This is a genomic window from Luteibacter sp. HAY1-4A, assembly GCF_056755355.1.
The window spans coordinates 19,850-44,384 of record NZ_JBNDHZ010000038.1; the positions used below are offsets into that span (position 1 = coordinate 19,850).

A 24,535-nucleotide genomic window follows, 5' to 3' on the forward strand; every position below is an offset into this window, starting at 1 on the left:
TATAAGGCGACGAGCCCGGCGATAAACGCATTCACCCGCTCCGTGCAGTCCGATCGATTCCGTGTAGTCCGATCGATAACATGGAACGATCAACTTCCGCGCAACACGAGCGTGGCCACCAGACCATGAGGATGCAGCGGCAACAAGCGCAGTTCACCGTGGTGCTGGCGCGCGACGCGCTCGACGATTGCCAGCCCCAGGCCCGTGCCGCCACCCTCGCCGTGAACGAAAGGCTGGCGTGCGCGCTCGGCTGCCTGCGCGGATAGACCGGGGCCATGGTCGGCGACCTCGATCCGCCAGGCATCGCCCTGCCGCGAAAGCCGCAGCGAGTATGGCGGCGCACCGTGCCGTTGCGCGTTCACGAGCAAGTTCCCCACAGCACGCTGCAACGCCATCGGCTTACCCGTCATGGACGCATAGGCGGGTGCTTCCACCTGCCACTCGTGCTCGCAGGCGCTGACCGCATGGCGGCACAGCACGGCCAGGTCGAGGGGTTCGCTGCCTTCGTCGCGGCCGTCGCGCGCATATGCGATGAACTGCGACAGGATGGCGTCGACGTCGGCGATATCGCGATGCATGCCGGCGAGCAGTTCCGGATCGACACCGGGCACGAGCTCCACCGCATACTGCAGCCTTGTCAGCGGCGTGCGCAGATCGTGCGAGATGCCGGCAAGCATCAGCGCCCGTTCCTCGGCGGCCTCGCGCACCTCCCTGCTCGAATCGGTCAGGGCACGCGCCAGTTCCTCCACTTCCCGCGGCCCCGCCAGCGCACCTGGCGGTGGCGATTCGCCGCGCACGATCGCCGGAGCGGATCGCGCCAGGCGTCGCAACGGCACCACCAGACGGCGCGCGTAGTAACCCGCCGCGAGCCAGACCAGCACCGCGCCCACGAACAACATCAGTACCGAAAAGCGCAACACGCGACTGGCGCGCTGATCGAAAGCGAACGATACCCACAATGCCGGCTGCGTATTGAGCTTCAGCCAAATCACGTTCGCCATTCCGACACGCCCCGGGCGCACCTCGCGCCCGCGCGCGAGCTGTTGCGGCGCCTGTTCGAGCAACTCGCGCATGAATGGCACGGCGCGGAGGTCGCGCGGCGGCGGCGGCAGCTCGCTCACCGCCAGCCCGGCGTCCCGCAAATGGGCCACCACGCGTTCGTGAGGCTGGGTGCGTGCCAGTTCCTCGGCGACATCGGCAAAGCCGTCCATCGCTTTCAGCAATTGCCCGGCAGCCGGGCGGGTGGTCAACTGCCGTCCCATCGCCACGGCCAACACCGCCGCACCCAGCAGCACCAACCCGATCACCAGCGCGAGTTGCCCGAACACACTGCGCGGTAACGGAAAGCGCATCATGCGTTTTCATCCGGCGGCACATAGACGTAACCCACGCCCCACACGGTCTGGAGGATGCGTGGATTGCGCACATCGTCCTCCAACAGCCGGCGCAGGCGGGCAATGGTGACATCCATGCTGCGCTCGAAAGCCTCGTGCTCGCGTCCACGCGCCAGACTCATCAGTCGGTCGCGGCTGAGCGACTGCCGCGGGTGGCGCAGCAGCACCGTCAGCACCGCGAATTCGCCCGAGGTCAGATGCAGCGGCGCGCCGTTCCGGCTCAATTCGCGGCGCCCCAGATCCAGTCGGAACGGACCGAACCGGATCTCGCCACCGTCAGGCTCCGGCGCACCGGGTGCGGGGCGGGCGCGCCGCAGCACCGATCGGATCCGCGCCAGCAATTCGCGCGGATTGACGGGTTTGGGCAGGTAGTCGTCGGCGCCGATCTCCAGGCCCACGATGCGGTCGATCTCGTCGCCCTTGGCGGTGAGCATCACGATCGGCGTGTTGTCACCCTGGCCACGGAGGCGGCGGCAGATATCGAGGCCATCTTCTCCCGGCAGCATCAGGTCCAGCACGATCAGGTCGAAGTGCCCTCGATCCAGCGCTTGCCGCATCTGCGCGCCGTCGCCCACGCCTTTCACCTCGAAGCCCTGCGCCTGCAGATAGCGCAGCAGCAAGTCGCGCAGGCGGGCGTCGTCGTCGACCAGGAGGATGCGGGCAAGGGTGTCGTCCATGGCGCCACTATCACGGCTGGCCGCGAGCGCTTGCAACGTCCCGCCCGAGCCGTTTGTAAGCAAATGTTTCGAACGCGGTCCGTCGAAACAAACGGTGGCTATCGCGACATACCTTGGCCGGCGGCGGCCGTTAGCTTGGACCTACCGCGAGGAACCCTCGCGCCGACCCGGAGGAAACATCCATGAAAAGAACGACCCTGCTACTGGCGGCGTTGGCGATGACCGGCGCAGCGGTCGCCGCGATCCCCGACGCCTCGGCACAAGGCCGCGTCCGCGGCCGCGCCGTCCTCCACACCGCGGACGGGGCACGCACTGCCGTCACCGGAGCGGCCGCACGGGGCGAGCGCGGCGCATATGTCCGGGGGCATCGTGTCTCCAGCGATGGCCAGGGGAATGTCGCCGGCCGTAGCGGCGCGTATGCCGCCGGTGCCAACGGCGGTACCGCGCAGCGGCAAGGCAGCTTCTATCGCAACGCCGACGGAAGCGCCGGCCGGCAGGGGAGTGCCTCGATCAACGGCCCCAATGGTGGCTCCGCGACCACCAGCGGAAGCATCGCCCGCGATGCCGGGGGCAACGTCAACGGCAGCCGCAGCACCAGCGCCACCGGCAAGAACGGAAACAGCTACAGCGGCTCGACCAGCGTCCAGAACGGCGTGGTTACCCACACCGGCACCTGCACCAACGCCGCAGGCGAGGCGATCGCCTGCCGCGGTCATTGATCTCCCACCCCACGCAGGCCATGGATGGCCTTCCATTCGCCTCAGAGGTAACCATGTCCAGACTCGCTTCCTGCCTGCTCACCACGACGCTTCTTTTCACTTCCGCCGCCTGCTGGGCGCAGAACGACCGCTCGGCGCAAATCAAACAGGACATGCAGGCACGCCTGAAAACCGCGGATAGCAACGGAGACGGCGTTATCGATCGCCAGGAAGCGGAAACCAGCCTGCCGCGGGTCGCCAAGAATTTCGACAAGATCGACACCGACCACGACGGAAGATTGTCTCCAAGCGAACTCCGGCAGGCCGCCGAACTCGCACGCCAACGCCTCGGCCGTTGAGCCGAGGGTCGTACTGATCGGCGTGCACGCGCACTCGCGCTGACATCGCTGCGGTTTATCTCACCCTCGCCGGATCGCGACACGGCCGGTCGCGCCCTCCTGCTACCGGTCCGTGGCGGAACCGATCCTGTACGCACCTTGTGAAACACCGCTTCCGGCGTTACCCATCAGGCGATCGGACATCGTCCGATTGCATGGGTCGCGTTGTCCCGACAGAGTGGGGCGCGATATCCCAGGAAAAGGAAGACCGCATGAGGTACGTACGTCGCCCGCTCTTTTATATCCTTCTGCTTGCCACGCCCCCCATCGCCGGTGCATCGTCGCCCCTGCGCGCCGAAATCTCCACAGACGCATGGGCGACCGCCCTCGATCGCCATGTGGCCGATGTGCGTCGGCAGCCCCTGCGTTACGAGCGTATCGATGCGTACACGAAGGGAACGACTCAGATCGCCCGCTTCGAGCTGCATTCGCAGGACTGGCCAGCCAGCGAGCCCTCGCCATGGCTTCACGGCGTCCGCATAGTGACTCCCACGCCCACCGCTCCACGTACCGCGATCCTCGTCGTGAACGACGGCACCCGGCATGCGGGGCCCGACGGCCAGCTCCGCCCGCCGACGAATTTGAGCGAGCCGGCATTGATCGCGCTCGCGGAGCAGACGGGCGCGATCGTCGTCGAGATCGCGGACGTGCCCAACCAGTACCTCCGTGGAAGCGACGGTGTCGCACGGACGGAAGACCAGATCATGGCACACAGCTGGAAGAAGGCGCTGGAAGGAGGTACGTCGGCGCCTTTCGCCTCGGTGCACCTTCCGATGGCGGCTGCCGTCGTGCGGGCGATGGACCTCGCCGAGCGCGAACTGCAAGACCGGCACATCGATCGTTTCATCGTCACCGGCGCCTCCAAGCGCGGATGGGCCACATGGCTGGCTGCCCTTGCCGACGACCGCGTCGCGGCCATCGCTCCGATCGCCATCGACGTGCCGGATACGAGCGCATTGATCGAACGCACCAGGAAGACTTACGGCGGCGCGTGGCCGGTGGCCTTTCACGACTACCTCGCGGCGGGCGTGCTTCGTGAACGCGACTCGCCCGCCTTCGCCAACCTCATGCGGCTCGAAGATCCTCTCGCCTACCTGGAAACCCGTCAGGGACGGCGGCGCCTTGGCGTGCCCAAATACCTCGTGAGTGCGAGCGGCGACGACTTTTTTCTGCCCGACAGCGCGGGCCGTTACCTTTCGCGCCTTCCGTCCCCGACCGTTCTCCGCATGCTGCCCAACAGCGACCATGGCGGCACGGTGAAGGTGTTGCCGGATGCCCTCGTGCCCTTCATCAAGCGAGTCATGGAGGGATCGCGCCTGCCCTCGGTCAGGCACCATGTCGAACGCCGTGCCGGCAGTCCACGGCTGCGGGTTACGTTCAACGAACAGCCGCTGCAGGTGTCGCAATGGACGGCGGTGAACCCTCACGATCGAGACTTCCGCTTCGCCTGCGGGGTGCGTTATGCGGCCACCACGCTCACTCCGGGGCGCAGTGTCGTCGCTCCGCTGCAGGCGACCCCATCAGGCTGGTCGGCGACTTTCGTCGAGGCCCGTTTTGCCGACGGCCTCGTCGCCACCACACCCGTCGTGGTGTGGCCGGATACGTATCCCGACGCACCTCCGGCCACTACCGGGCCGGCCTGCGCGACGCTACCGGATGAGTCCGACGGCAAGGCGGCCCGGTAACGCCTGGGGGTCACTCCCTGCTGGCGTCGATCGCCTGCGAAAGGCGTTCGACGCCGATGACTTCCATCTCGCCCACGCGGCCGCGCTTCGGCGCGTTCGCCGCGGGAACGACCGCGCGGCGAAAGCCATGGGTCGCGGCTTCCTTCAGCCGTTCCTCGCCGTTCGGCACGGGCCGGATTTCGCCCGAGAGGCCCACCTCGCCGAAGGCGATGGTCTTCTCGGGGAGCGGACGGTCGCGCAGGCTCGACAGCACGGCCATGAGCACGGGCACGTCCGACGCGGTTTCCTGCACGCGGATGCCGCCGACGACGTTGACGAATACGTCCTGGTCGTAGGCCGCCACGCCACCATGCCGGTGCAGCACCGCGAGCAGCATCGCCAGGCGGTTCTGTTCCAGGCCAAGCACGACGCGCCGCGGGTTGCCCAGGGACGACTGGTCCACCAGGGCCTGCACCTCTACCAGCAGCGGACGCGTACCTTCGCGCGTGACCATCACGGCGCTTCCCGGGGTGGGGCCCGAGTGCGCCGAGAGGAAGATGGCCGATGGGTTGGGCACCTCGCGCAGGCCCTTCTCCGACATGGCGAACACACCCAGTTCGTTCACCGCGCCGAAGCGGTTCTTGAATGCGCGCAGGACGCGGAAACGGCTGCCGGACTCGCCCTCGAAATACAGCACCGCGTCGACCATGTGTTCGAGGACGCGAGGACCGGCGATGCCGCCCTCCTTCGTCACGTGGCCCACGAGGAATACCGAGGTGCCCGTTTCCTTGGCGAAACGGGTGAGCTTCGCCGCGGATTCGCGCACCTGGCTCACCGAACCGGGTGCGGCGGTGAGCAGTTCCGTCCAGATGGTCTGGATCGAATCGATGACGAGCACGCGAGGACGTGCCGTGGCGGCCTGCTCGAGGATGCGCTCGATGCACGTTTCCGCCAGCGCATGCAGCGGCCCCAGCGGAAGATCGAGGCGCTGCGCGCGGCCGGCCACCTGCCCCAGGGATTCTTCGCCCGTGACGTAGAGGCTGGGCAGGCTGGCACCGAGCGTACCGAGCATCTGCAACAAGAGCGTGGATTTTCCGATCCCGGGATCGCCACCGATCAACACCACGGATCCGTCGACCAGGCCGCCGCCGAGCACGCGGTCGAGTTCGCCGATGCCGGTGTTCGTGCGTGCCTCGGCCGTCAGCAGCACTTCCGTGAGCGGCGTGATGCGCGGCGCCCCGGCCGCTTCGCCGGCGTAGCCGCCACGACGCGTGCCGGTGGACACGGCGTTTGGCTTCGCCGGTTGCACGACGAATTCGGACAGCACGTTCCACTCGCCGCATTCGGCGCACTGGCCTTGCCATTTGCTGTGTTCGGCGCCGCACTGGGTGCAGACGTAGGCGGTCTTGGCCTTGGCCATCGTTCCGGAATCCTCTGGCGAAGCGGCATGTATAGCGCGGATGCGTCGCACGGAGCGATACGCGGCCGCGAAGGGTACCGCGTCAGGCCTCGTCCTCGACGAACAGCACGCGGCGGGTCATGCCGCATGTGAGGTCGTAGGAGATCGTGCCGGCGGAGGCGGCGACCGTCTCCACCGGAAGCCCTTCGCCCCACAGCGTGACCTTGTCGCCGACGCGCGCGTCGGGCACGCCGCGCAGGTCCAGGGTAATGAGATCCATGGACACGCGGCCGACCAGTGGGGCCATCCGGCCGTTCACGAGCACCGGCGTGCCGGCCGCCGCGCTGCGGGGATAACCGTCGCCGTAGCCGATGGCCGCCACGCCGACCGCCATGTCCTCGGGACACTCGTACGTGCCGTTGTAGCCGACGCGCTCGCCCCTGGCGAGGCGGTTGATCGCCACCAGCCGCGTCGCGAGCGACATGGCCGGGCGAAAGCCGAAATCGGCACCCGACCGCCCTTCCACCACCGACAGGCCATACAACAGGCCGCCGGTGCGCACCCAGTCGCCACGCGCATCGGGCCAGCCGAGCACGGCGGCGGAGTTGGACAGCGCGCGGGGTCCCGGCAGCCCTTCCGTCGCATCGCGGAACCGGGCGATCTGCAACGCGGTGTCGCTTCCTTCGAATTCCTCCGAGGACGCGAAATGGGTCATGAGCCCGATCTCGCCGTCGATGGCCGGCATCGCCCGCAGGCTGGCGTGGACCTCGCGTGCGCGCTCCGGCGCGAACCCCAGGCGATGCATGCCGGTGTCCACCTTGATCCACACCCGCAGCGGGCCGCGCGCCGGATCGGCCCGCGCCAGCCAGGGCAGCTGCGCATCGTGATGGATCAGCGCGTCCAGCCGCAGGCGCTGCATTTCCACGAGGTCCGATGGTGTGTCGGGCCCCGACAATACGACGATTCGCTGCTTGTGGCCGGCGGCACGGAGCCGCAGCCCGTCGGCGATGGAGGCAACGGCGAAAGCTTCGGCGTTGCCGTCCAGCGCCCGCGCCACGCGTTCCAGCCCATGGCCATAGGCATCGGCCTTGACCACCGCCATGACCTTTGCCGGGCCGGCCAGGGCGCGGACACGGGCGAGGTTGTGGCGCAGGGCGCCGAGGTGGATGGTGGCGACGGTGGTACGGCTCATGGCTTCGAAGGCGACGCGGCGGCGAAAGACCGCCCAGTCTAGCCGCACCGGGCTGGCGACCGTCGGGCGCGGATGTGGCGGCGGGAGGATCTCCCGCCGCCGGCAGGGCTATCTGGCGAGATCGAAGTTCACGGAGGACACCCAGCCACGATTGCCGTGCTCGTCTTCCACCTGCCAATTGAGCCCCGCCTTCTCGCCGGTGGGATAAACCGTCATGCCGACATCGAGCAGGCGTACCACCTTGCCCTTCATGGTCGCGTTCTCGAACATGCGCGTGGCGACGCGGATCGTGCCCGACTGCCGGGTATTGGCCGCGGAGGCGTTGCCCGGCATGCCACCCATCTCACCCACCAGCTTGGTGTAGGCGTCGAGGTAGGCCATGGTGATGACCTGCCCGATGGTGGTGTTCGCGTAGCCGCCGACACCGCCGCCGAGGCCGCCTTGCGATCCGTTGAACACACCTCGCGCACCGAGGCCGATATCGTTCTTCTCGCCATGTCCTTCCGCCAGGGCGACCTGCTCCGACGAGCGGACGTCGGTGACGGTGAGCGTGACATCCGCGGTCTTGGAATGGATGTTGATGGCACTGACCAGCTTCCCGGCGCCACCGCCGATGAGGCCGCCGGCCAGCGCGCTGAGCGAGCCACCACCGGCATCGCTGTTGCGGGAGACGAGATCGGGCACGAGTACGTAATCGGCCGCCTTCACCTGGCCCTTGCCGACATTGGCGCCCCCGCGCAGTTCGCCGCCCGCGGCCAATTCGCGCTCGCGCATCGCCGCACCCATGCCCATGCCACGATCGAGCAGCGTGAAGCAGCCGGACTTGCTGACGAAGACCTTGATGAGCTTCGTCGGCGAGGGGAGTTGTTGCTGGGTCCACCAGTGCACGCCGCCCTCGGGCTCGATGACGGAGAGCGTGCCGAGCTTTCGCGAACACTTGGGAATGGCGGATACCTTCGCCTCGTGCTCCTTCTGCGAGCGGGTAACGAGCGGATTGCCTGCGGTGCAGCCCGACACGGTGATGGCGCAGGCGAGCGCGAGCGACGCCGTGGCGGCGCGCCTCTGAGTGGTTTCCATGATCGATTCGGTCCTTGATGCGCCCGGTGGTCCGCCTTGCACGCGGTCGGGCGCACCCACGCGAAGGCATCACGGGGGCGTGATGCTAGTGACCATCAACCGAACCGTCTTTAGGATGTCGTCGGGAAATCCCTTCCCGGAGGCTGCGCCGTCGCGTCAGCGAGGGTCGCGCAGCGCCTGCGCGATGGCCTTCTCCGCCAACGGTGCCATCACCGCATAGCCGGCGGCATTGGGGTGCAGCCCGTCGTAGCTGAGTTCCCGCTTCAACTGGCCACTCGCGTCGACCATGGCCGTGTAGTAATCGAGGAAGCCGAGATGCTCGCGCGCCGTGTACGCCTTGATCCAGTCGTTGAGCGCGCGGATCTTCTCCGGAGGACGCCGCACGGTCTGGTCCTTCGACACGTAGTCGCTCACCGGCATGACTGATGCGATGACCACGCGTATGCCGTGCGCCCTCGCCAGGTCGGCCATGGATGCGAGGTTGTCCTCGATCGACTCGAGCGTGACGGGACCCGTGTTGCCCGCGATGTCGTTCGTACCCGCCAGGATGACCACCGCTGCCGGCTTGAGCGCCACGACGTCGGCCCGGAACCTCACGAGCATCTGCGGCGTGGTCTGACCGCTGATGCCGCGATTGATGTAATCGTGACCGGGAAAGAACGTGCCCAGCGAACGGCCCCAGGCATCCGTGATGGAATCGCCCATGAAAACCACTCGCGGCTGGCCCGCCTTGGGGGCACCGAGTGCGGCATTGTCCTTCGCGTAGCGGGCGAGGTTCGGCCAGTCGTTGAGCTGGTGTTCGATGTCGGCGCGCTGATCCGCCGTGGGATGTTCGGGCACCGTGATCTGTGGCGCCGCCATGACCGCGGTTGTCGCAAGAAGGCCTGCGGCCAGGACAAGGTGGGAACGGAACATCGGCACTCTCCTCACTGGGACGAGCCCCGAGCATAGCAAGGCGGGAAGAGACGCTCCGCTACGACAGCTCCAGCGTGTCGTCGCCGACAGGTTCCTCGAGGAGGACCCGACGATCCCACTCGTAGCGATGGCTCACCCGCCACGGTCCGCTCTTCCCCTGCCTCGGCATGGTCGCTTCGCCACGCGCCACATAGCCCGCGCGCATGGCGTCGAGGATGCAGACCTCCATGGCTTCGTTCGCGGGTGCGTGAGGGGTCGCCACGGTGGCGCCGCGGGCATCCATATGCAGCAGCAGGCGGCACACGTACTGCGCGGCGAGATCCACCTTCAAGGTCCAGGACGCATTGATGTAGCCGAACAACACGGCCAGGTTCGGGATGCCGTCGAGGAGCACGCCCTTGTAGGTCAGCACGGTGCCAGGCTCGCGCGGCACCCCGTCCACCTCGATACGCATGCCACCGAGGGCCTGGAGGTTGAAGCCCGTCGCACTGATGACGATGTCGGCTTCCAGCGACCGTCCCGATGCCAGGCGGATGCTCCCTCCCTCGAACCCAGCCACTTCGTCCGTCACCACGGATGCCCTGCCCGCGCGCAGCGTCTTGAACAGGTCGGCGTCGGGCACGATGCAGAGACGTTGAGCCCATGGCGCGTACGACGGCGTGAAATCGTCGATCGGCGCGTTGCCCAGCTGCCGCCGTACGGCCCCGAGCAGGATGGCACGCACGCGGCCGGGCCAACGCATCGCGGCCTTGTACAGCGTTCGTTGCAGGAAGATGTTTCGTCGCCGTGCGAGCGCATAGACGAGCCTGGCGGGAAGCAGCCGCAGGAGCGCGGCCGATATGGCGTCGCGCGACGGCACCGAGAAGACGTAGCCGGGTGAACGTTGCAGCATCGTCACATGCGCGGCCGTTTCGGCCAATGCAGGCACGAGGGTGATCGCCGTCGCGCCGCTACCGATCACCACCACGCGCTTGCCGCGCCAGTCGAGGTCGGCCGGCCAATGCTGCGGATGCAGGAAGCGGCCGGTGAAATCGGCAAGGCCGGGAAAGTCGGGCACATGACCGCGGTCGTAATCGTAGTAACCGGTGGCGCCGACGAGGAAGGTGCAGGTGAAGACGCGATCCGAGCCGTCGTCGTGGCGCGCGCGAAGGGTCCAGCGGCGCTCGGCGGATGACCAGCTGGCACCGAGCACACGCAGTCCGAAGAGGATCTTGTCCTCGATGTGGAATTCGCGGGCGGTGTCGACGACGTATTGGCGGATGGAGGGGCCGTCGGCCAATACCTTCAGCTCGTTCCAGGGGCGGAACCCGAAGCCGAAGGTGAACATGTCGGAGTCCGAGCGCACGCCTGGATAGCGGAACAGGTCCCACGTACCGCCGATGGCCTTGCGCCGCTCGACGATACCTACGCGCTTCTTGGGACAGGCCAACGCGAGGCGGCATGCCATGCCGATGCCGGACAGGCCGGCACCGATGATGAGCACGTCGTAGTGGTCGTCCATGGTGCACCTCCGTCTCGAGGCTTATCGCCGCTGAAGCGGCTCCCACAAGGAGCTTTAGTCGAAGCTGCCAACGTATGAATCGGGCGCCCAGTTCTCGAACTTCGTGTAGTGGCCGAGGAAGGCCAGCTTCACGGTGTCCGTGGGGCCGTTACGCTGCTTGCCGATGATGATCTCGGCGAGGCCTTTGTCCGCCGATTCCTTGTTGTAGTACTCATCGCGGTAGATGAACATGATTACGTCCGCGTCCTGCTCGATAGCGCCGGATTCGCGCAGGTCGGACATCATCGGCCGCTTGTCGGCGCGCTGCTCCAGCGAGCGGTTCAGCTGCGACAGCGCGATGACCGGCACGTTGAGTTCCTTCGCCAGCGCCTTCAGGCCGCGGGAAATCTCCGAGATTTCCGTGGCGCGGTTTTCCGAGTTGCCCGGCACCTGCATGAGCTGCAGGTAGTCGATCACGATCATGCCCAGGCCATGCTCGCGCTGCAGGCGTCGCGCACGCGAGCGCATTTCCACGGGCGACATCGCAGGCGTGTCGTCGATGAAGATCTTCGCGTCGGAAAGCATGGTGATGGCGGAGGTGACGCGCGGCCAGTCCTCTTCCGCGAGATCGCCGTTGCGCAGGTGCTGCGCATGCACCCGGCCAAGGGAGGAAATGAGTCGGAAGGCCAGCTGCGACGCCGACATTTCCATGGAGAACACCGCCACGGCCTTCTTGCCGCGCATGGCGGCGGCCTCGGCGAGATTGAGGGCAAACGCCGTCTTGCCCATCGACGGACGCGCGGCGACGATGATCAGGTCGGAGGGCTGCAGGCCGGACGTGAGTTCGTCCAGGTCGGTGAAGCCGGTGGAGAGACCGGTGAGCTGGCCGCGCTTCTCGTAGCGCTCGGTCAGCATGCGGAACGCTTCGGCGGTGGCCTCGCGCACCGACACGATGTCCTTCTTGCCGCGCGCGCCGGACTCCGCGATGCGGAACACCCGCTGCTCGGCGAGTTCCATCACCTCCTGCACGCTCTTGCCTTCGGGGCGGAAGCCGTCCTCCGTGATGGAGGTACCCGCGTCGATCAGCTGACGCATCACCGACTTCTCGCGAACGATGTCGCCATACGCCGCGATGTTCGCGGCGCTGGGCGTGGAATTCGCCAGCTCCATCAGGTACGTGGCGCCACCGACCATCTCGGCCATCTCGTTGGCGATGAACCAGTCGCCGAGAGTGATGGCGTCGCAAGGCATGCCCTTGTTCGCCAGTTCGTTGATGGCGCGCCAGATGAGGCGGTGGTCGCGGCGATAGAAGTCGTCATCGGTGAGCTTGTCGGCCACCTTGTCCAATGAATCCGGCGAAAGCATGAGGCCGCCCAGCACGGCCTGCTCGGCCTCGATGGAATGCGGCGGAATGCGCAGCGCGTCGATGGCGGAAGGCTCGCGCCGGCGCTTGCGCTCGCCTCGCTCGGGATTGAAGGACATGGACTACCTCGTGTTGCGGACGGCACCCGGACCAGGACGGCAGGTCGTAAGGGTGATCATACGCGGCCAAGTCTCACCCGTTGAGAGGATAAGTCTGTGGATAAGTTGTGCGTAGAAACGAAGACGGGCGCCTTGCGGCGCCCGTCCGGTATTGCAGGTGGTGCGGAGCTTACGCGCCGACGACCTTGACCTTGACCGTCTGCTGCACGTCGGCGTGGAGGACGATGACGACCTCGTACTCGCCGGTGTTGCGGAACGGGCCTTCGGCCTGGATCACTTCGCTCTTGTCGACTTCCAGACCCTTGGCGGTCAGGGCTTCGGCGACGTCGCGCGGCGTGACCGAACCGAACAGCTTGCCTTCCGGCGAAGCGTTCACTTCGATCGTGACCTCGGCGCCTTCGAGCTTGGCCGCACGGCCTTCGGCACCGGAGAGCTGCTCCTTGGCCTTGGCTTCGTAGTCGGCGCGGCGCGCTTCGAACGCGGCGATGTTGTCGGCGGTGGCACGAGCGGCCTTGCCGGTCGGGAGGAGGAAGTTACGGCCGTAGCCCGGCTTGACGTTGACCTTGTCGCCGAGATTGCCGAGGTTCTTCACCTTCTCGAGGAGGATGAGTTCCATGGGATGTTCCTTTCGTTAGCACGGGATGGGCCCCGCGCAGCCAAATCTGGTTGTCCGAGTGTCTTTCACCGGGCGCCCCGCCCGCGAACGGGAAGGGCGCGCGACGATCAGACGTCGTGGTTGTCGGTGTACGGCAGCAGCGAGAGGAAGCGAGCGCGCTTGATCGCGGTCGCCAGCTGGCGCTGGTAGCGGGCCTTCGTGCCGGTGATGCGGCTCGGGACGATCTTGCCGTTCTCCGTGACGTACTGGCGGAGGGTGTTGAGATCCTTGTAATCGATCTCCTTCACGCCTTCGGCGGTGAAGCGGCAGAACTTGCGGCGGCGGAAAAATTTGGACATGGCTGTGATCCCCGATTAGTCGTCGCTGTCGCGATCGTTGTCGTTGTCGCGACCGCCACGGCGGTCGTCGCCGTCGCCGTCGTCGTCACGGCGACGCGAACCCTTCTGCTCGTCCTTTTCCTTGCTCTTCAGGATGAAGGACTGCTCGGTATCGGCTTCGTCGCGACGGATCACGAGGTGGCGCAGGACGGCGTCGTTGAAACGGAAGCCCGTCTCGAGCTCGTTCAGGGCGTTCTGCGAAACCTCGATGTTCAGCATCACGTAGTGAGCCTTGGCGAGGTTCTCGATCGGGTAGGCCAGCTGGCGGCGGCCCCAGTCTTCGAGGCGGTGGATCTTGCCGTTGTCGCCTTCGATCAGCGTCTTGTAACGTTCGATCATGGCGGGCACCTGTTCGCTCTGGTCCGGATGGACCAGGAACACGACTTCATAATGACGCATGGTGGCTCCTTGTGGATGCACCCCTTGACGGGGATGGCAGCCTCCCGCGCTTGGGCGGTGAGGCAAGAAGACCCTCCTTTGGAAGGGCCAGCCGTGCATTGTAAGGAGAAACCGGGGGTTAGGGCAATAGGCGGGCGTCCTGTGGGAGCCGGCTATGCCGGCGATCCCGCGGCAGCGGGCGAGCTCATCGCGAGCACCCATCGCCGCTGAAGCGGCTCCCACACAAAGCTGGCCCCACACACCTGCTAAGAGACGGTAAAGCTCTCGCCGCAACCGCATTCGCCCGTGGCGTTGGGGTTGTGGAAGACGAAGGAGGCGTTCAGCCCCTGGCGCTGGAAGTCGATGAGCGTGCCGTCCACCAGGGGCAGGCTCTTGGGGTCCACCACCACGCGGATGCCGTCGATGTCGAGCACGCGGTCGTCGGCGGCGATCTCGCCGGCCAGGTCCACCACGTAGCCGAAGCCCGAGCAGCCCATGCGCTTCACGGCGAAACGGACGCCCGCGGCCTCGGGAGAACGGGCCAGGAAGGCGCGCATGCGGTCGGATGCAGCAGGAGTGATCTGTATCATGAAAACGTTTTCTGGCCGTGGTATACCGATGAACGGTGCCGTTCACGCGGACCTTACATTATCATGCAGGGTCGTGCTTCTTACGCGCTGACATGCGGCGCCCTTTCCGGAGTTTCAATCGATGACGGTGGTAAGCGTCAAGCAGGCCCTCGCCGGCGGCACGGCCGCAGGCGAACACGAGGTCACGGTCCGCGGCTGGGTTCGCACCCTGCGCGAGTCCAAGGGTGGGCTCTCGTTCGTGAACGTGAGCGACGGCTCCTGCTTCGCCCCCATCCAGGTGGTGGCCACCTCCGATCTCGCCAATTATGAGACGGACGTGAAGCGCCTGTCCGCCGGCGCCGCCGTCATCGCCACCGGCAAGCTCGTGCCGTCGCAGGGCAAGGGCCAGGCGTACGAGATCCAGGCCACGCGGATCGAGGTCACCGGCTTCGTCGAGAACCCGCTCACCTATCCCATCCAGCCCAAGCAGCACTCGATGGAGTTCCTGCGCGAGGTGGCCCACCTGCGTCCGCGCACCAACCTGTTCGGTGCGGTGACACGCGTGCGCCACACGATGATGACGGCGATCCACCGGATCCTGACCGAACAGGGCTTCTTCTGGATCAACACGCCCATCATCACCACGTCCGACGCCGAAGGCGCGGGCGACATGTTCCGCCTGTCCACGCTCGACCTGGCCAACCTCCCCCGCGACGACAAGGGCGGCATCGACTTCCGCAAGGACTTCTTCGGGCGCGAGGCCTTCCTCACCGTGTCCGGCCAGCTCAACGTCGAGGGCTACGCCCTGGCGATGAGCAAGGTGTACACCTTCGGCCCGACGTTCCGTGCCGAGAACTCCAACACCACGCGGCACCTCGCCGAATTCTGGATGGTGGAGCCCGAGGTGGCCTTCGCCGACCTGAACGACAACGCCGACCTGGCAGAACTGTTCCTCAAGGGCATCTTCAAGGCCGTGCTGGACGAGCGCCCCGACGACATGGCGTTCTTCGCCGAGCGCGTGCAGCCGGACGCCATCTCGCGCCTGGAGGCGTTCATCGCCAAGCCGTTCGAGCGCATCGACTACACGGAGGCCGTGTCGATCCTGCAGAAGTCCGGCAAGAAATTCGAGCACGCCGTGGCCTGGGGCGTCGACCTGCAGACCGAGCACGAGCGCTATCTCGCCGAGGAACATATCGGGCGCCCCGTGGTCGTCATGAACTATCCCGAACAGATCAAGGCGTTCTACATGCGCCTCAACGACGACGGAAAAACGGTCGCCGCCATGGACGTCCTCGCGCCCGGCATCGGCGAAATCATCGGCGGTGCCCAGCGCGAAGAGCGCCTGGATTACCTCGACCGCCGCATGGACCAGTTCCACCTCGACAAGGCCACCTACGACTGGTACCGCGACCTGCGCCGTTACGGCACGGTGCCGCATGCCGGCTTCGGCCTGGGCTTCGAGCGCCTGCTGGTCTACGTGTGCGGCCTGTCGAACATCCGCGACGCCATCCCCTACCCCCGCGCGGCAGGGAGTGCCGAGTTCTAGTAACGAAAAATCATGATGCCCCCTTCCCTGCTCCGTCCGCTGCTCATCGTCCTCGCCATCGTGGCGCTGGGCGCCTGCCGTGCCATCGTGCCGCCGAACCTCCGTCCGCCGGAGAATCCGACGAACACGATCGACATCGCGCGGAAAACGCTGGAGGGGGCCACCCCCTGCTGCGGTAGCTTCGCCGACCTGTCCTACCAGGACATGCTGCCGTGGCAGCCTCAACGGTTCGAGCTGAACAAGGACAGCCCGGTCGCCAACCTCAACGGCGACCGCAGCTACTTCCTCGCGTTCCGCCTGCCGCAGGGTGCGCAACTCCCGTACACCATCGCGATGAAGTCGGAACTCAACGGACGCTGGCTGAGTTCGAGCTACCTGTTCGCGCCCACGGTGGTGCTGCTCGACGACGCCTTCCAGCCGCTGCATTCGCAAGACATCCAACTGTGCGAATACATCGGCTGGACGAGCGAGACGACCGGCGCCTTCGGCAAGTTCAAGGTGGTGGACGACAAGGCCCGCTACCTCGTGGTGTATTCGTCCGCGCAACAGCAGAAGGGCCAGACCTACTGGGAACAATCGCCGACCACGTTCTCGGCCGAGGCACCGGTGAAGATGAATCCCGCCGGCAGCTTCAAGATTTCCCACGGTCCGGATGGCGTGCTGTTCGTCGGCATGCAGAACGACACCTACAAGAAAGCCATCAACAACGCGGTCTGCTCCAAGGCCCAGCAGGGCGAAGGGGTCATCTCGACCATTCGCAGCGTGGTCACCACCGACCTCCTCGGCAACGATCCCGAGAAGAGCGGCAAGAGCAAAGACAAAGAAAAGGGCAGCTGATCCTTCATGCAGACGGCCGTCTACCTCTACCTTCTGCTCCTCCTCGGGGCGGTCGCCTTTTTCCTGCTGCACTTCGTGGCCCAGTGGCGTTTTACCGCGCTGCTGCGAAAGCGCTATCCCGATCAGTGGAAAACCATCGTCGAGGCCGACACCGGCCGGCCTAACGGCATGGCGAACTGGCTGCGCGTGCGCCGCGTGCTCCGCTCGGACGCGCCGGCGCTGTTCGACGACGACGACCTGAACCGGTGGCAGCGGGTGTGGCGCCTCACGCCGTGGCTCGCCTGGCCGTGCTGGTTCGTCGCAATGGCGATACAGTGGTGGGCGATGAAACAGGGCTGAGCCCGCCACCCTCGAGGGAGCGCTGCATGGATCTTCGTCTTACCGGTCGCCACGCGCTGGTCTGCGGCGCCTCGCAAGGGCTGGGCCGCGCCACGGCCTTCGAACTGGCCGAACTCGGCGCCAGCGTCACCCTGCTCTCCCGCTCCGCCGACGCGCTGGCCGCGCTGGCCGCCGAGCTGCCGGCCAGCCAGGCCGGGCAGAAACATCGCCACGTGGCCGTGGACATGCTCGACACCGCGGCCCTTGCCGCCACCGTGGCCGAGATCGTCGGCGACCACGCCGTGCACGTGCTGGTGAACAACAGCGGCGGACCGCCGCCCGGGCCGGTGTGGAATGCCGAGCCCGAGGCCTTCCTTACCGCGTATCGCCAGCACGTCGTCGCTGCCCAGGTGCTCGCCCACGCCTGCCTGCCGGGCATGCGCGAGGCGCGCTACGGGCGCATCGTGAACATCGTGTCCACCTCGGTGAAGGAGCCGATCCCGAACCTCGGCGTGTCCAACACCACGCGTGCCGCCATGGCGGGATGGGCGAAGACGCTCGCCAGCGAAGTCGCGGCCGACGGCATCACCGTGAACAATGTCCTTCCCGGGTACACGCGCACGCCTCGCCTGGAAGCGCTGGTGGAAGCCAGCGTGAAGGCCGGCCGCACGCGGGAAGAGGTGGAGAAGGGTCTGCTCGCGAGCGTGCCGGCCGCCCGCTTCGCCGAGCCGGCGGAAGTGGCCGCCATGGTGGCGTTCCTCGCCAGTCCCGCGGCCGGATACGTAAACGGCACCAGCATCGCCGTCGACGGCGGCCGCACACGCGCCCTGAACTGAGGCGGCCATGCTCGTCCTTTCCAACCTCATCGATGGACGGCAATGCGCAGCACTGGACGGTAAGCACCTTGATGTCGTCGACCCGGCGACAGGCCAGGCGTTCGCGCAATGCCCCGATTCCAGTGCGGACGACGTGGCCGCGGCCGTCGCCGCTGCCAGCCGCGCCGCGCCCGCCTGGTCGCGGCTTCCGTCCGAAGCACGCGCCCGTTGCCTGCAACGGCTGGCAGACGGCATCGAGGTTCGCCTGGAGTCGTTCGCCGAGGCCGAATCCCAGGACAGCGGCAAGCCGCTTGCCCTGGCCCGCTCGCTCGACATACCGCGCGCCATCGCCAACCTGCGCTTCTTCGCCGCCGCTGCCAGCCAATGGAGCGGTGAGTCGCACGCGATGGAGTTCGGCGCCATCAACTACACGCTGCGCCTTCCGCTCGGCGTGGTGGGCTGTATCAGCCCCTGGAACCTACCGCTCTACCTGTTCACCTGGAAGGTCGCGCCGGCGCTCGCCGCCGGCAACGCGGTCGTGGCCAAGCCGTCGGAAATCACTCCCTATACGGCGTGGCTCCTAGGCACGCTGGCGGAGGAAGCAGGCTTTCCTCCGGGCGTGCTGAACATCGTGCACGGCACGGGTCCCGCCGTCGGCGAAGCCATCGTCACGCACGAGGCTGTCAAGGCCATTTCCTTCACCGGCAGCACGCGCACCGGCATGGCCATCGCCTCCGCCGCAGCGCCACGCCTCAAGAAAGTGTCGCTGGAACTCGGCGGCAAGAATCCCGCCATCGTGTTCGACGATTTCGATTTCACCGAGTCGTCCATGGCGACCATCGTGCGCTCGGGCTTCGCCAACCAGGGCGAGATCTGCCTGTGCGGCTCCCGGTTGCTCGTGCAGCGATCCATCTACGAGCGCTTCCGCGACGCATACCTGGAGCGCGTGCGCGCCCTGCGCGTGGGCGATCCACGGGACACCGCCAACCAGCTCGGCGCCCTCGTCTCCAAGGCACATTTCGAAAAAGTAAGCGGCTGCATCGAACGGGCACGTGCCGAAGGTGGCACGATCCTCACCGGCGGTAGCCGGGTGGATGTCGGCGGCCGGTGCGCGGACGGATGGTTCATCGAACCCACCGTCATCGAGGGGCTGGGGGCCGACACCGCCACCAACCAGGAAGAAATCTTCGGCCCCGTCGTCACCCTCATCCCCTTCGACGACGAAGACGAGGCGCTGGCGATCGCCAACGGCACGCCCTACGGTCTGGCCGCCTCCGTATGGACGCGCGACGTCTCCCGCGCGCATCGCTTCGCGGCGAAGCTCGACTTCGGCATCGTCTGGGTCAACTGCTGGATGCTGCGTGACCTGCGCACGCCGTTCGGCGGTACGAAGCAATCCGGCGTAGGCCGCGAAGGCGGTTTCGAAGCCATGCGTTTCTTCACCGAAGCCAGGAACATCTGCATCGACCATGGCCAATGACATCATCCGCGTCGAAGGCGCGCCTGCCCCGGTAGGGGCGTACCCCCATGCGCGGCGTGTGGGCCAGCTGCTGTTCCTTTCCGGTATCGGCCCGCGCGAGCCCGCCACGAACGCCATTCCCGGCAACGTCATGGACGCCGAAGGCAACCTGCTGTCATACGACATCGAAGCCCAGTGCCGACAGGTTTTCGCCAACGTGCGGACGGTGCTGGAGGCCAGCGGCGCGCGCTTCGCGGACCTGGTCGACGTCACCGTCTACCTCACCGACATGGCCCATGACTTCGCGACGTACAACCGCCTTTATGCGGAAGCGTTCAAGGGCGTCGACGCATGCCGGACGACGGTGGAAGTGAATGCCCTTCCCACACCGATCGCCATCGAGCTGAAGTGCGTCGCGGCTTTCGCCTGAAAAACTGTGGGAGCCGCTTCAGCGGCGATCCCGCTTCAGCGGGCAAGCTTGCCGCGAGAAGCCATCGCCGCTGAAGCGGCTCCCACACAGGCGCTAGGACCGCGCGTGCTCCAGGCAGGCTTTCAACATCTCGCCGATCAACAACTGCACATGGGCCGCCTTCGCCGGCAGGTATTCGAACGAATCCTCGTCCATGTAGTTGAGCTGCGACAGCTCCAGTTGCACGGCGTCGACGCCCTGCTCCGGGCTGCCGTAGTTCCGTGTGATGTAGCCACCCTTGAAGCGGCCGTTCACCGCGTGCGTGTAGTCGGTCTGGGCTTCCAGCAGTGCGGTCAGCTTCGCCTGCAGGGCCGGCGAGCAACTGGCGCCGTCGGCCGTGCCGATGTTGAAGTCCGGCAACCGCCCTTCGAAGAGCATGGGAACGTGGCTGCGGATGGAATGGCCTTCCCAGAGCACCACGCGCCCGAACGCCTTGCGCAGCCGGTTCAGTTCGTCGGCGAGGGCGCGGTGGTACGGCTTCCACCATCGTTTCACACGATCGGCGATCTCGTCGGCATCGGGCTCCGCGCCCGGCCGGTAGATGGACTCGCCGCTGAACAGGATAGTCGGTACCAGCCCGGTTTCGCTCCTGCCGGGATACAGCGCGTGGCCGTCGGCGGGCCGGTTCAGGTCCACCACATAGCGCGAGGCGAAGGGCTTGATGACGCTGGCGCCCATGTCGCGCGCGAAGTCGTAAAGCTCCGCCACGTGCCAGTCGGTATCCGGCGACCGGCGCGCCGGTCGCTTCATGCGGGCGGCCAGTTCGTCGGGAATGGCGCTGCCGTTGTGCGGAAGGCTGATCAGGAGCGGCGCCGTGCCGCGATGCAAGGTATACGGGGTCATGGCGGCAGTGTAGCGCTCAACCGGGCACCCGATCGCCCATCAGCACCATCTCTTCCGACACCGTGGGATGGATGGCGAGCGTGGCGTCCAGGTCGGCCTTGGTGGCGCCCATCTTGATCGCCACGGCGAAGCCCTGGAGTATTTCGTCCACCCCCGGCCCGAGCATCTGCATGCCGACGATGCGGGAGTCGTCCCCCACGCAGATGAGCTTGAACACCGTCGTCATGGGTCGGTGGGCGAGCGCCAGCTGCATGGGAATGAACGACTGCTTGTACAGGTGCACGTCGGCCCCGTAGCGCTCGCGCGCCTGCTGCTCCGACATGCCGATGGTGCCCAGCGGCGGATGCGAGAACACCACGCTGGGAACGTTCTCGTAGTCGAGCTTTGCATCGGGCTTGCCGCCGAAGAGCCGGTCGGCCAGCTTCCGCCCCGCCGCCACCGCCACGGGGGTGAGTTGCATGCGCGGCGTCACGTCGCCCACGGCGTACACGCCCGGCACGTTGGTGTTCTGGAAGTCGTCGATCTCCACGTGGCCGTGCTCGCCGGTGCGCAGGCCGATGCGCTCGACGTCCAGCGAGGCCGTGTTCGAATCGCGCCCGACCGCGAAGATGAGCACGTCGTACGGTCCCGGCCGCGAGCCGCTGTCGCAGTCGAGCAGGAGCACGCCGTCCTTCTCGTGCGCAGCCTCGATCTGGCAGCCGTAGTGAATCTCGATGCCGTGCTTGCGCATCTCTTCGCCTAGGACGAAGGCCATCTCCTCGTCGAAGCCACCCATCAGGCGGCCGCGCACGTACATGTCCACGTCGCAACCGAGCGCCCGCAGCACGCCGGCGAGTTCGACGGCGATGTAGCCTCCGCCGATGATCGCCGCGCGCCGCGGACACGCGCGCAGATCGAAGAACTCGTCCGAGGTGATGCCGAGTTCGAACCCGGGTTTGTCGAGTCGGCGTGGGGAGGAACCGGTGGCGATGACGATGTGCGGCGCGGTGAGTTCGCGCGCGCCGGCCTGGACGCGGCCGGGCGCGAGGAAGCGGCCGTACTCGCGAATGAGCGTGATGTGGCCCGTGTCCAGGGTTTGCGCATATTTTCCGCGGATGCGCTGGATGTACTCGTCGCGGCGTTCGATGAAGCGCGGCCAGTCGAGGCTACCCGGCTTGTCGTGGAAACCGTAGTCGACGGCGATGTACTGGGCCTCCGCCATCTGCGCCGCGTACCACATCGCTTTCTTCGGCACGCAGCCGACGTTGACGCAGGTGCCGCCGAGTTCGTTCGGTTCCAGCAACGCGACCTTCGCACCGTGCTTCGACGCCCTGATCGCGGCGGCCAGCCCGCCCGATCCGCCGCCGATCACGATGAGGTCGAAGGTTTCCGCGGTCATGCGTGGTTCCTTTGAGTGAAAACCGCAACCCTAGCAGAAGGCGCGATGCCCGCAGGAGCGTCAAAGTGTGAAGCGGGCCGGCGAGAAAGGCAGCGGATCGAGCACCGGTGTCGACCCTGAGAGCAGATCCGCCAGCAACTCGCCCGTGGCCGCGGACATGCTGATGCCGAGCATGCCGTGCGCCGTCGCATAGGCGAGGTTCGTCCAGCGCGTGCTCGGCCCGATGATCGGCACCTCGTCCACGCTCATCGGCCGCCAGCCCCACCATGGAACGACGTCGCCGCGCCCCTCCGGTTCGTGCAGGTACGCGGCGGCACCGCGGCGCAGGGCATCGATGCGTATGTCGTTGAGGCCTTCGTCGAAGCCCGAGAATTCCATCGTGCTGCCAAGCCGATAGCCCGACTGCCATGGCGTGACGCATACCGCCGCCTCGCGCAGCACCAGTGAATGATGGGGCGCACGCAGCGGCGGCCGCTCCCATGTCAACGAATAGCCCTTGCCGGGTTGCATGGGCAGGCGAATGTCGAGCAGGCGGCTCACCAGGGGCGACCATGCGCCGAGCGCCATCACGACGCGGTCCCCGCTGAAGACACCGCCCGTGGTGCGCACATGCGAAATCCGCGCGCCGTCGAACACGAATTCGTCGATCCGCGCGCCCGTCTCGATCGCCCCACCAAGCTCACGGACACGTCGCGCCAGTTCGGCCACGAAGCGGTCGGGCCGCAGCCGCGCATCGCCGGGATGCAGCAAGGCACCGGCCACGCCTTTGCGCAGCGCCGGTTCGAGGGCGAGGGCCGCGTCGCCGTCGAGCTCGCTGACCTCCATGCCGAGCCTGCGCAGCAGATCGACGTGCGGACGATCCGCGCGCAACGTGCGTGCCTGGCGATAGACGTAAAGCTCGCCCGTCGACTCGAACTCGCACTCCAACCCTTCACGGGCGACGAAGTCGTCGAGCAAGGCACGCGACCGCGCGAGGATCGCCCCGCGCGCCTGGCCGGCGCGCTCGAAGTCCCGCCAGGTGCAGCGCAGCGCGAAGCCCAGCAGCCAGCGGGCCCTCGCCGCATCCGGCCGGGGATTCACGTAGAGCGGCGCGTCCCGGCGCAGCAGCGAGCGCAAGGCGACGCCCACCATGCCGGGCATGGTCAGCGGCGCCGCGTGGCTCGGCGTGACGGTGCCGCAGTTGCCGTGCGAACTGCCACTTCCGGGGAGGCCCTGTTCCAGGACGCGAACGCTCGCCCCTCGCTTGAGGAGGTAAAGGGCGCAAGCGAGCCCTATCACGCCTCCACCGAGGATCAGCACGTCACTTCGGGATCGTTCCATCCGCCCATTCTAGCGCCGCCGTACGCCGGATGAATTCGTGCGTTTTGGCAGGTATTCCTTGCAACCTGTTGATTTGATACTCTCGTTTCGCCTGAGATGGACAGGACCGACCCAATGATTCCAGCCACGTACCGCTTCCGCCTCCGGACCGTCGCCGGCCCGCTGGTCGCCACGGCCATGGCCATGATGCTGGTCGCCTGCGGTGGGGCTCCGCACAAGCCTTCGTCGTCGCAGCGCCGCAATCCGGCGTCGGCGGTACCCATCGCAAAGAACCTGGGCTGGTCGATGGCGCCGGCGGCCGCGCCGCCCGCCGACGCCGCGAACGACGTGCTCTTCCGGGCCATCGGTCTCGTCGGCACGCCGTATCGCTGGGGTGGGAACACGCCACAGGGCGGCTTCGATTGCAGCGGCCTCATCAACTACATCTACATGACCTCGACCGGCCTGCGCCTTCCGCGCACGTCCGCCGAGATGGCTGCCCTCGACAAGCCAAAGGTGGGGGAAGACGAACTGGCCAGCGGCGACCTTGTGTTCTTCGGACACGGCCATATCACGCACGTAGGCGTTTACGTCGGCAAGGGTCGTTTCGTGCATGCACCCAACTCGGGCGGCACGGTACGCTTGGACGATCTCGAAGGTGCCTACTGGAAAGAGAACTTCGCCTATGGCCGGCGCGTTCTGAACTGATTCCCTCCCCTGATCCAAGGACATCCGAAATGAGCAACATCTCGAAGATTCAGAAGGTTCTCTACACGGCTCATGGTCACGTCGAAGGCGGCCGCGAGGGTCACGGCCAGAGCACGGACAGCAACAAACAGCCCGACGGGACGATCGACCTCCAACTGCATCTTCCGAAGGAGATGGGTGGCCAGGGCGGTGGCTCCAATCCCGAACAGCTCTTTGCGGTCGGTTACGCCGCCTGCTTTGAGGGCGCTGTGCGTTTCGTAGCTGGCCAAAAGAAGGCTGATGTAAAGGGCGCTCACGTCGACAGCAGTGTCAGCATCGGCCCCCGTGAGGGTTCGGGCTTCGCGATCCGGGCGAAGCTGGAGGTTTCCTTGCCGAACGTGGACAACGAAACGGCAAAGGCCATCGTCAAGACCGCGCATGAGGATGTCTGCCCTTACTCGCACGCCACCCGCGGCAACATCGACGTCGAGATCTCGGTGAACGGCGAATCGGTCGTCTGACCGCCGAACCTATGTGGGAAGCGGGGGGGGGGGGGGGGGGGGGGGGG

At 66.7% G+C, this 24,535-nt stretch carries 26 protein-coding genes; 11 read left to right on the top strand and 15 right to left on the bottom strand.

All coding sequences use genetic code 11. The features are described 5' to 3' along the window. Window positions 1-89 precede the first annotated feature (89 nt). Window positions 90-1,355 (bottom strand): ATP-binding protein, encoded by a 1,266-nt coding sequence (locus ACPYOD_RS13570; protein ID WP_481302259.1) that lies wholly within the window; start codon window positions 1,353-1,355, stop codon window positions 90-92. Continuing rightward, a complete protein-coding gene (ompR, locus tag ACPYOD_RS13575) occupies window positions 1,352-2,071 on the bottom strand; it encodes an osmolarity response regulator transcription factor OmpR (RefSeq protein ID WP_481302260.1) in 720 nt (239 codons plus the stop codon). The genes ACPYOD_RS13570 and ompR overlap by 4 nt, the downstream gene beginning before the upstream one ends. A gap of 182 nt (window positions 2,072-2,253) precedes the next feature. On the opposite strand from ompR, the gene ACPYOD_RS13580 reads away from it, so the two are divergent. The 3 genes from ACPYOD_RS13580 (at window position 2,254) to ACPYOD_RS13590 (ending at window position 4,852) form a co-directional block, all read left to right on the top strand. Further along, window positions 2,254-2,790, top strand: a complete 537-nt coding sequence (locus ACPYOD_RS13580; protein ID WP_481302261.1) for a hypothetical protein — start codon at window positions 2,254-2,256, stop codon at window positions 2,788-2,790. Window positions 2,791-2,843: 53 nt separating this feature from the next. Next, window positions 2,844-3,128, top strand: coding sequence for an EF-hand domain-containing protein (locus tag ACPYOD_RS13585; RefSeq protein WP_481302262.1), 285 nt, complete (start codon window positions 2,844-2,846; stop codon window positions 3,126-3,128). Between the two features lie 251 nt (window positions 3,129-3,379). Further along, a complete protein-coding gene (locus tag ACPYOD_RS13590; RefSeq protein WP_481302263.1) occupies window positions 3,380-4,852 on the top strand; it encodes a PhoPQ-activated protein PqaA family protein in 1,473 nt (490 codons plus the stop codon). 10 nt (window positions 4,853-4,862) lie between these two features. Here ACPYOD_RS13590 and radA read toward each other — a convergent pair whose 3' ends face one another. The 10 genes from radA to ACPYOD_RS13640 all read right to left on the bottom strand — a co-directional run bounded on the left by radA (window position 4,863) and on the right by ACPYOD_RS13640 (window position 14,337). After that, window positions 4,863-6,251, bottom strand: a complete 1,389-nt coding sequence (gene radA, locus ACPYOD_RS13595; protein WP_481302264.1) for a DNA repair protein RadA — start codon at window positions 6,249-6,251, stop codon at window positions 4,863-4,865. 82 nt (window positions 6,252-6,333) lie between these two features. Beyond that, complete coding sequence (gene alr, locus ACPYOD_RS13600) at window positions 6,334-7,422, bottom strand: alanine racemase (RefSeq protein WP_481302265.1); 1,089 nt, start codon at window positions 7,420-7,422, stop codon at window positions 6,334-6,336. A gap of 108 nt (window positions 7,423-7,530) precedes the next feature. Next, on the bottom strand, window positions 7,531-8,499 hold the full coding sequence (locus ACPYOD_RS13605; RefSeq protein ID WP_481302266.1) for a CsgG/HfaB family protein: 969 nt from the start codon (window positions 8,497-8,499) through the stop codon (window positions 7,531-7,533). Between the two features lie 156 nt (window positions 8,500-8,655). Then, complete coding sequence (locus ACPYOD_RS13610; protein WP_481302267.1) at window positions 8,656-9,414, bottom strand: SGNH/GDSL hydrolase family protein; 759 nt, start codon at window positions 9,412-9,414, stop codon at window positions 8,656-8,658. 58 nt (window positions 9,415-9,472) lie between these two features. Next, window positions 9,473-10,915, bottom strand: coding sequence for a flavin-containing monooxygenase (locus ACPYOD_RS13615; protein ID WP_481302268.1), 1,443 nt, complete (start codon window positions 10,913-10,915; stop codon window positions 9,473-9,475). A gap of 54 nt (window positions 10,916-10,969) precedes the next feature. Next, window positions 10,970-12,376 (bottom strand): replicative DNA helicase, encoded by a 1,407-nt coding sequence (locus ACPYOD_RS13620; RefSeq protein WP_481302269.1) that lies wholly within the window; start codon window positions 12,374-12,376, stop codon window positions 10,970-10,972. 169 nt (window positions 12,377-12,545) lie between these two features. Then, window positions 12,546-12,992, bottom strand: a complete 447-nt coding sequence (rplI, locus tag ACPYOD_RS13625) for a 50S ribosomal protein L9 (RefSeq protein WP_481302270.1) — start codon at window positions 12,990-12,992, stop codon at window positions 12,546-12,548. Between the two features lie 107 nt (window positions 12,993-13,099). Continuing rightward, window positions 13,100-13,330, bottom strand: a complete 231-nt coding sequence (gene rpsR / locus ACPYOD_RS13630) for a 30S ribosomal protein S18 (RefSeq protein WP_029214018.1) — start codon at window positions 13,328-13,330, stop codon at window positions 13,100-13,102. Window positions 13,331-13,345: 15 nt separating this feature from the next. Next, a complete protein-coding gene (gene rpsF, locus ACPYOD_RS13635) occupies window positions 13,346-13,768 on the bottom strand; it encodes a 30S ribosomal protein S6 (protein ID WP_481302271.1) in 423 nt (140 codons plus the stop codon). A gap of 245 nt (window positions 13,769-14,013) precedes the next feature. Beyond that, window positions 14,014-14,337: a HesB/IscA family protein gene (locus ACPYOD_RS13640; RefSeq protein WP_481302272.1), complete on the bottom strand. Its 324-nt coding sequence runs from the start codon at window positions 14,335-14,337 to the stop codon at window positions 14,014-14,016. A 121-nt stretch (window positions 14,338-14,458) separates the two neighbouring features. Here ACPYOD_RS13640 and asnS point away from each other — a divergent pair, with 121 nt between their 5' ends. The 6 genes from asnS to ACPYOD_RS13670 are packed head-to-tail and all read left to right on the top strand — an operon-like array spanning window position 14,459 to window position 19,721. After that, window positions 14,459-15,862: an asparagine--tRNA ligase gene (asnS, locus tag ACPYOD_RS13645; RefSeq protein WP_481302273.1), complete on the top strand. Its 1,404-nt coding sequence runs from the start codon at window positions 14,459-14,461 to the stop codon at window positions 15,860-15,862. A gap of 12 nt (window positions 15,863-15,874) precedes the next feature. Continuing rightward, window positions 15,875-16,699, top strand: a complete 825-nt coding sequence (locus ACPYOD_RS13650; RefSeq protein WP_481302274.1) for a MalM family protein — start codon at window positions 15,875-15,877, stop codon at window positions 16,697-16,699. A 6-nt stretch (window positions 16,700-16,705) separates the two neighbouring features. Beyond that, window positions 16,706-17,038, top strand: coding sequence for a hypothetical protein (locus ACPYOD_RS13655; RefSeq protein WP_481302275.1), 333 nt, complete (start codon window positions 16,706-16,708; stop codon window positions 17,036-17,038). Between the two features lie 26 nt (window positions 17,039-17,064). Next, window positions 17,065-17,853 carry an SDR family oxidoreductase gene (locus ACPYOD_RS13660; RefSeq protein ID WP_481302276.1) on the top strand — a complete coding sequence of 263 codons (789 nt, stop codon included), beginning with the start codon at window positions 17,065-17,067 and terminating at the stop codon, window positions 17,851-17,853. Window positions 17,854-17,860: 7 nt separating this feature from the next. Then, the gene (locus tag ACPYOD_RS13665; protein WP_481302277.1) at window positions 17,861-19,312 is read left to right on the top strand and encodes an aldehyde dehydrogenase; all 1,452 of its coding nucleotides are present in this window, start codon (window positions 17,861-17,863) and stop codon (window positions 19,310-19,312) included. Next, on the top strand, window positions 19,302-19,721 hold the full coding sequence (locus ACPYOD_RS13670) for a RidA family protein (protein WP_481302278.1): 420 nt from the start codon (window positions 19,302-19,304) through the stop codon (window positions 19,719-19,721). The genes ACPYOD_RS13665 and ACPYOD_RS13670 overlap by 11 nt, the downstream gene beginning before the upstream one ends. 93 nt (window positions 19,722-19,814) lie before the next feature. Here the strand turns inward: ACPYOD_RS13670 and hutG are convergent, their stop codons facing one another. The 3 genes from hutG to ACPYOD_RS13685 are packed head-to-tail and all read right to left on the bottom strand — an operon-like array spanning window position 19,815 to window position 23,301. After that, window positions 19,815-20,603, bottom strand: a complete 789-nt coding sequence (gene hutG, locus ACPYOD_RS13675) for an N-formylglutamate deformylase (protein WP_481302279.1) — start codon at window positions 20,601-20,603, stop codon at window positions 19,815-19,817. Between the two features lie 16 nt (window positions 20,604-20,619). Then, complete coding sequence (gene gorA, locus ACPYOD_RS13680; protein ID WP_481302280.1) at window positions 20,620-21,981, bottom strand: glutathione-disulfide reductase; 1,362 nt, start codon at window positions 21,979-21,981, stop codon at window positions 20,620-20,622. Between the two features lie 60 nt (window positions 21,982-22,041). Then, window positions 22,042-23,301 carry an NAD(P)/FAD-dependent oxidoreductase gene (locus tag ACPYOD_RS13685; RefSeq protein WP_481302281.1) on the bottom strand — a complete coding sequence of 420 codons (1,260 nt, stop codon included), beginning with the start codon at window positions 23,299-23,301 and terminating at the stop codon, window positions 22,042-22,044. A gap of 114 nt (window positions 23,302-23,415) precedes the next feature. On the opposite strand from ACPYOD_RS13685, the gene ACPYOD_RS13690 reads away from it, so the two are divergent. Both ACPYOD_RS13690 and ACPYOD_RS13695 read left to right on the top strand, forming a co-directional pair. Beyond that, a complete protein-coding gene (locus ACPYOD_RS13690) occupies window positions 23,416-23,988 on the top strand; it encodes a C40 family peptidase (protein ID WP_481302282.1) in 573 nt (190 codons plus the stop codon). A gap of 29 nt (window positions 23,989-24,017) precedes the next feature. Continuing rightward, window positions 24,018-24,488 carry an organic hydroperoxide resistance protein gene (locus tag ACPYOD_RS13695; RefSeq protein WP_481302283.1) on the top strand — a complete coding sequence of 157 codons (471 nt, stop codon included), beginning with the start codon at window positions 24,018-24,020 and terminating at the stop codon, window positions 24,486-24,488. Window positions 24,489-24,535 lie beyond the last annotated feature (47 nt).

What these genes read in the sequence shown, in the direction of transcription:
- rpsF (WP_481302271.1), bottom strand. Translation starts at nt 13,768, where the DNA reads ATGCGTCATTATGAAGTCGTGTTCCTGGTCCATCCGGACCAGAGCGAA.
- hutG (WP_481302279.1), bottom strand. Translation starts at nt 20,603, where the DNA reads ATGACCCCGTATACCTTGCATCGCGGCACGGCGCCGCTCCTGATCAGC.
- ACPYOD_RS13605 (WP_481302266.1), bottom strand. Translation starts at nt 8,499, where the DNA reads ATGGAAACCACTCAGAGGCGCGCCGCCACGGCGTCGCTCGCGCTCGCC.
- ACPYOD_RS13655 (WP_481302275.1), top strand. Translation starts at nt 16,706, where the DNA reads ATGCAGACGGCCGTCTACCTCTACCTTCTGCTCCTCCTCGGGGCGGTC.
- ACPYOD_RS13620 (WP_481302269.1), bottom strand. Translation starts at nt 12,376, where the DNA reads ATGTCCTTCAATCCCGAGCGAGGCGAGCGCAAGCGCCGGCGCGAGCCT.
- ACPYOD_RS13650 (WP_481302274.1), top strand. Translation starts at nt 15,875, where the DNA reads ATGATGCCCCCTTCCCTGCTCCGTCCGCTGCTCATCGTCCTCGCCATC.
- ACPYOD_RS13665 (WP_481302277.1), top strand. Translation starts at nt 17,861, where the DNA reads ATGCTCGTCCTTTCCAACCTCATCGATGGACGGCAATGCGCAGCACTG.
- radA (WP_481302264.1), bottom strand. Translation starts at nt 6,251, where the DNA reads ATGGCCAAGGCCAAGACCGCCTACGTCTGCACCCAGTGCGGCGCCGAA.
- ompR (WP_481302260.1), bottom strand. Translation starts at nt 2,071, where the DNA reads ATGGACGACACCCTTGCCCGCATCCTCCTGGTCGACGACGACGCCCGC.
- ACPYOD_RS13640 (WP_481302272.1), bottom strand. Translation starts at nt 14,337, where the DNA reads ATGATACAGATCACTCCTGCTGCATCCGACCGCATGCGCGCCTTCCTG.
- rpsR (WP_029214018.1), bottom strand. Translation starts at nt 13,330, where the DNA reads ATGTCCAAATTTTTCCGCCGCCGCAAGTTCTGCCGCTTCACCGCCGAA.
- ACPYOD_RS13610 (WP_481302267.1), bottom strand. Translation starts at nt 9,414, where the DNA reads ATGTTCCGTTCCCACCTTGTCCTGGCCGCAGGCCTTCTTGCGACAACC.
- alr (WP_481302265.1), bottom strand. Translation starts at nt 7,422, where the DNA reads ATGAGCCGTACCACCGTCGCCACCATCCACCTCGGCGCCCTGCGCCAC.
- ACPYOD_RS13690 (WP_481302282.1), top strand. Translation starts at nt 23,416, where the DNA reads ATGATTCCAGCCACGTACCGCTTCCGCCTCCGGACCGTCGCCGGCCCG.
- ACPYOD_RS13570 (WP_481302259.1), bottom strand. Translation starts at nt 1,355, where the DNA reads ATGATGCGCTTTCCGTTACCGCGCAGTGTGTTCGGGCAACTCGCGCTG.
- ACPYOD_RS13670 (WP_481302278.1), top strand. Translation starts at nt 19,302, where the DNA reads ATGGCCAATGACATCATCCGCGTCGAAGGCGCGCCTGCCCCGGTAGGG.
- ACPYOD_RS13590 (WP_481302263.1), top strand. Translation starts at nt 3,380, where the DNA reads ATGAGGTACGTACGTCGCCCGCTCTTTTATATCCTTCTGCTTGCCACG.
- ACPYOD_RS13615 (WP_481302268.1), bottom strand. Translation starts at nt 10,915, where the DNA reads ATGGACGACCACTACGACGTGCTCATCATCGGTGCCGGCCTGTCCGGC.
- gorA (WP_481302280.1), bottom strand. Translation starts at nt 21,981, where the DNA reads ATGACCGCGGAAACCTTCGACCTCATCGTGATCGGCGGCGGATCGGGC.
- asnS (WP_481302273.1), top strand. Translation starts at nt 14,459, where the DNA reads ATGACGGTGGTAAGCGTCAAGCAGGCCCTCGCCGGCGGCACGGCCGCA.
- ACPYOD_RS13685 (WP_481302281.1), bottom strand. Translation starts at nt 23,301, where the DNA reads ATGGAACGATCCCGAAGTGACGTGCTGATCCTCGGTGGAGGCGTGATA.
- ACPYOD_RS13695 (WP_481302283.1), top strand. Translation starts at nt 24,018, where the DNA reads ATGAGCAACATCTCGAAGATTCAGAAGGTTCTCTACACGGCTCATGGT.
- ACPYOD_RS13585 (WP_481302262.1), top strand. Translation starts at nt 2,844, where the DNA reads ATGTCCAGACTCGCTTCCTGCCTGCTCACCACGACGCTTCTTTTCACT.
- ACPYOD_RS13580 (WP_481302261.1), top strand. Translation starts at nt 2,254, where the DNA reads ATGAAAAGAACGACCCTGCTACTGGCGGCGTTGGCGATGACCGGCGCA.
- ACPYOD_RS13660 (WP_481302276.1), top strand. Translation starts at nt 17,065, where the DNA reads ATGGATCTTCGTCTTACCGGTCGCCACGCGCTGGTCTGCGGCGCCTCG.
- rplI (WP_481302270.1), bottom strand. Translation starts at nt 12,992, where the DNA reads ATGGAACTCATCCTCCTCGAGAAGGTGAAGAACCTCGGCAATCTCGGC.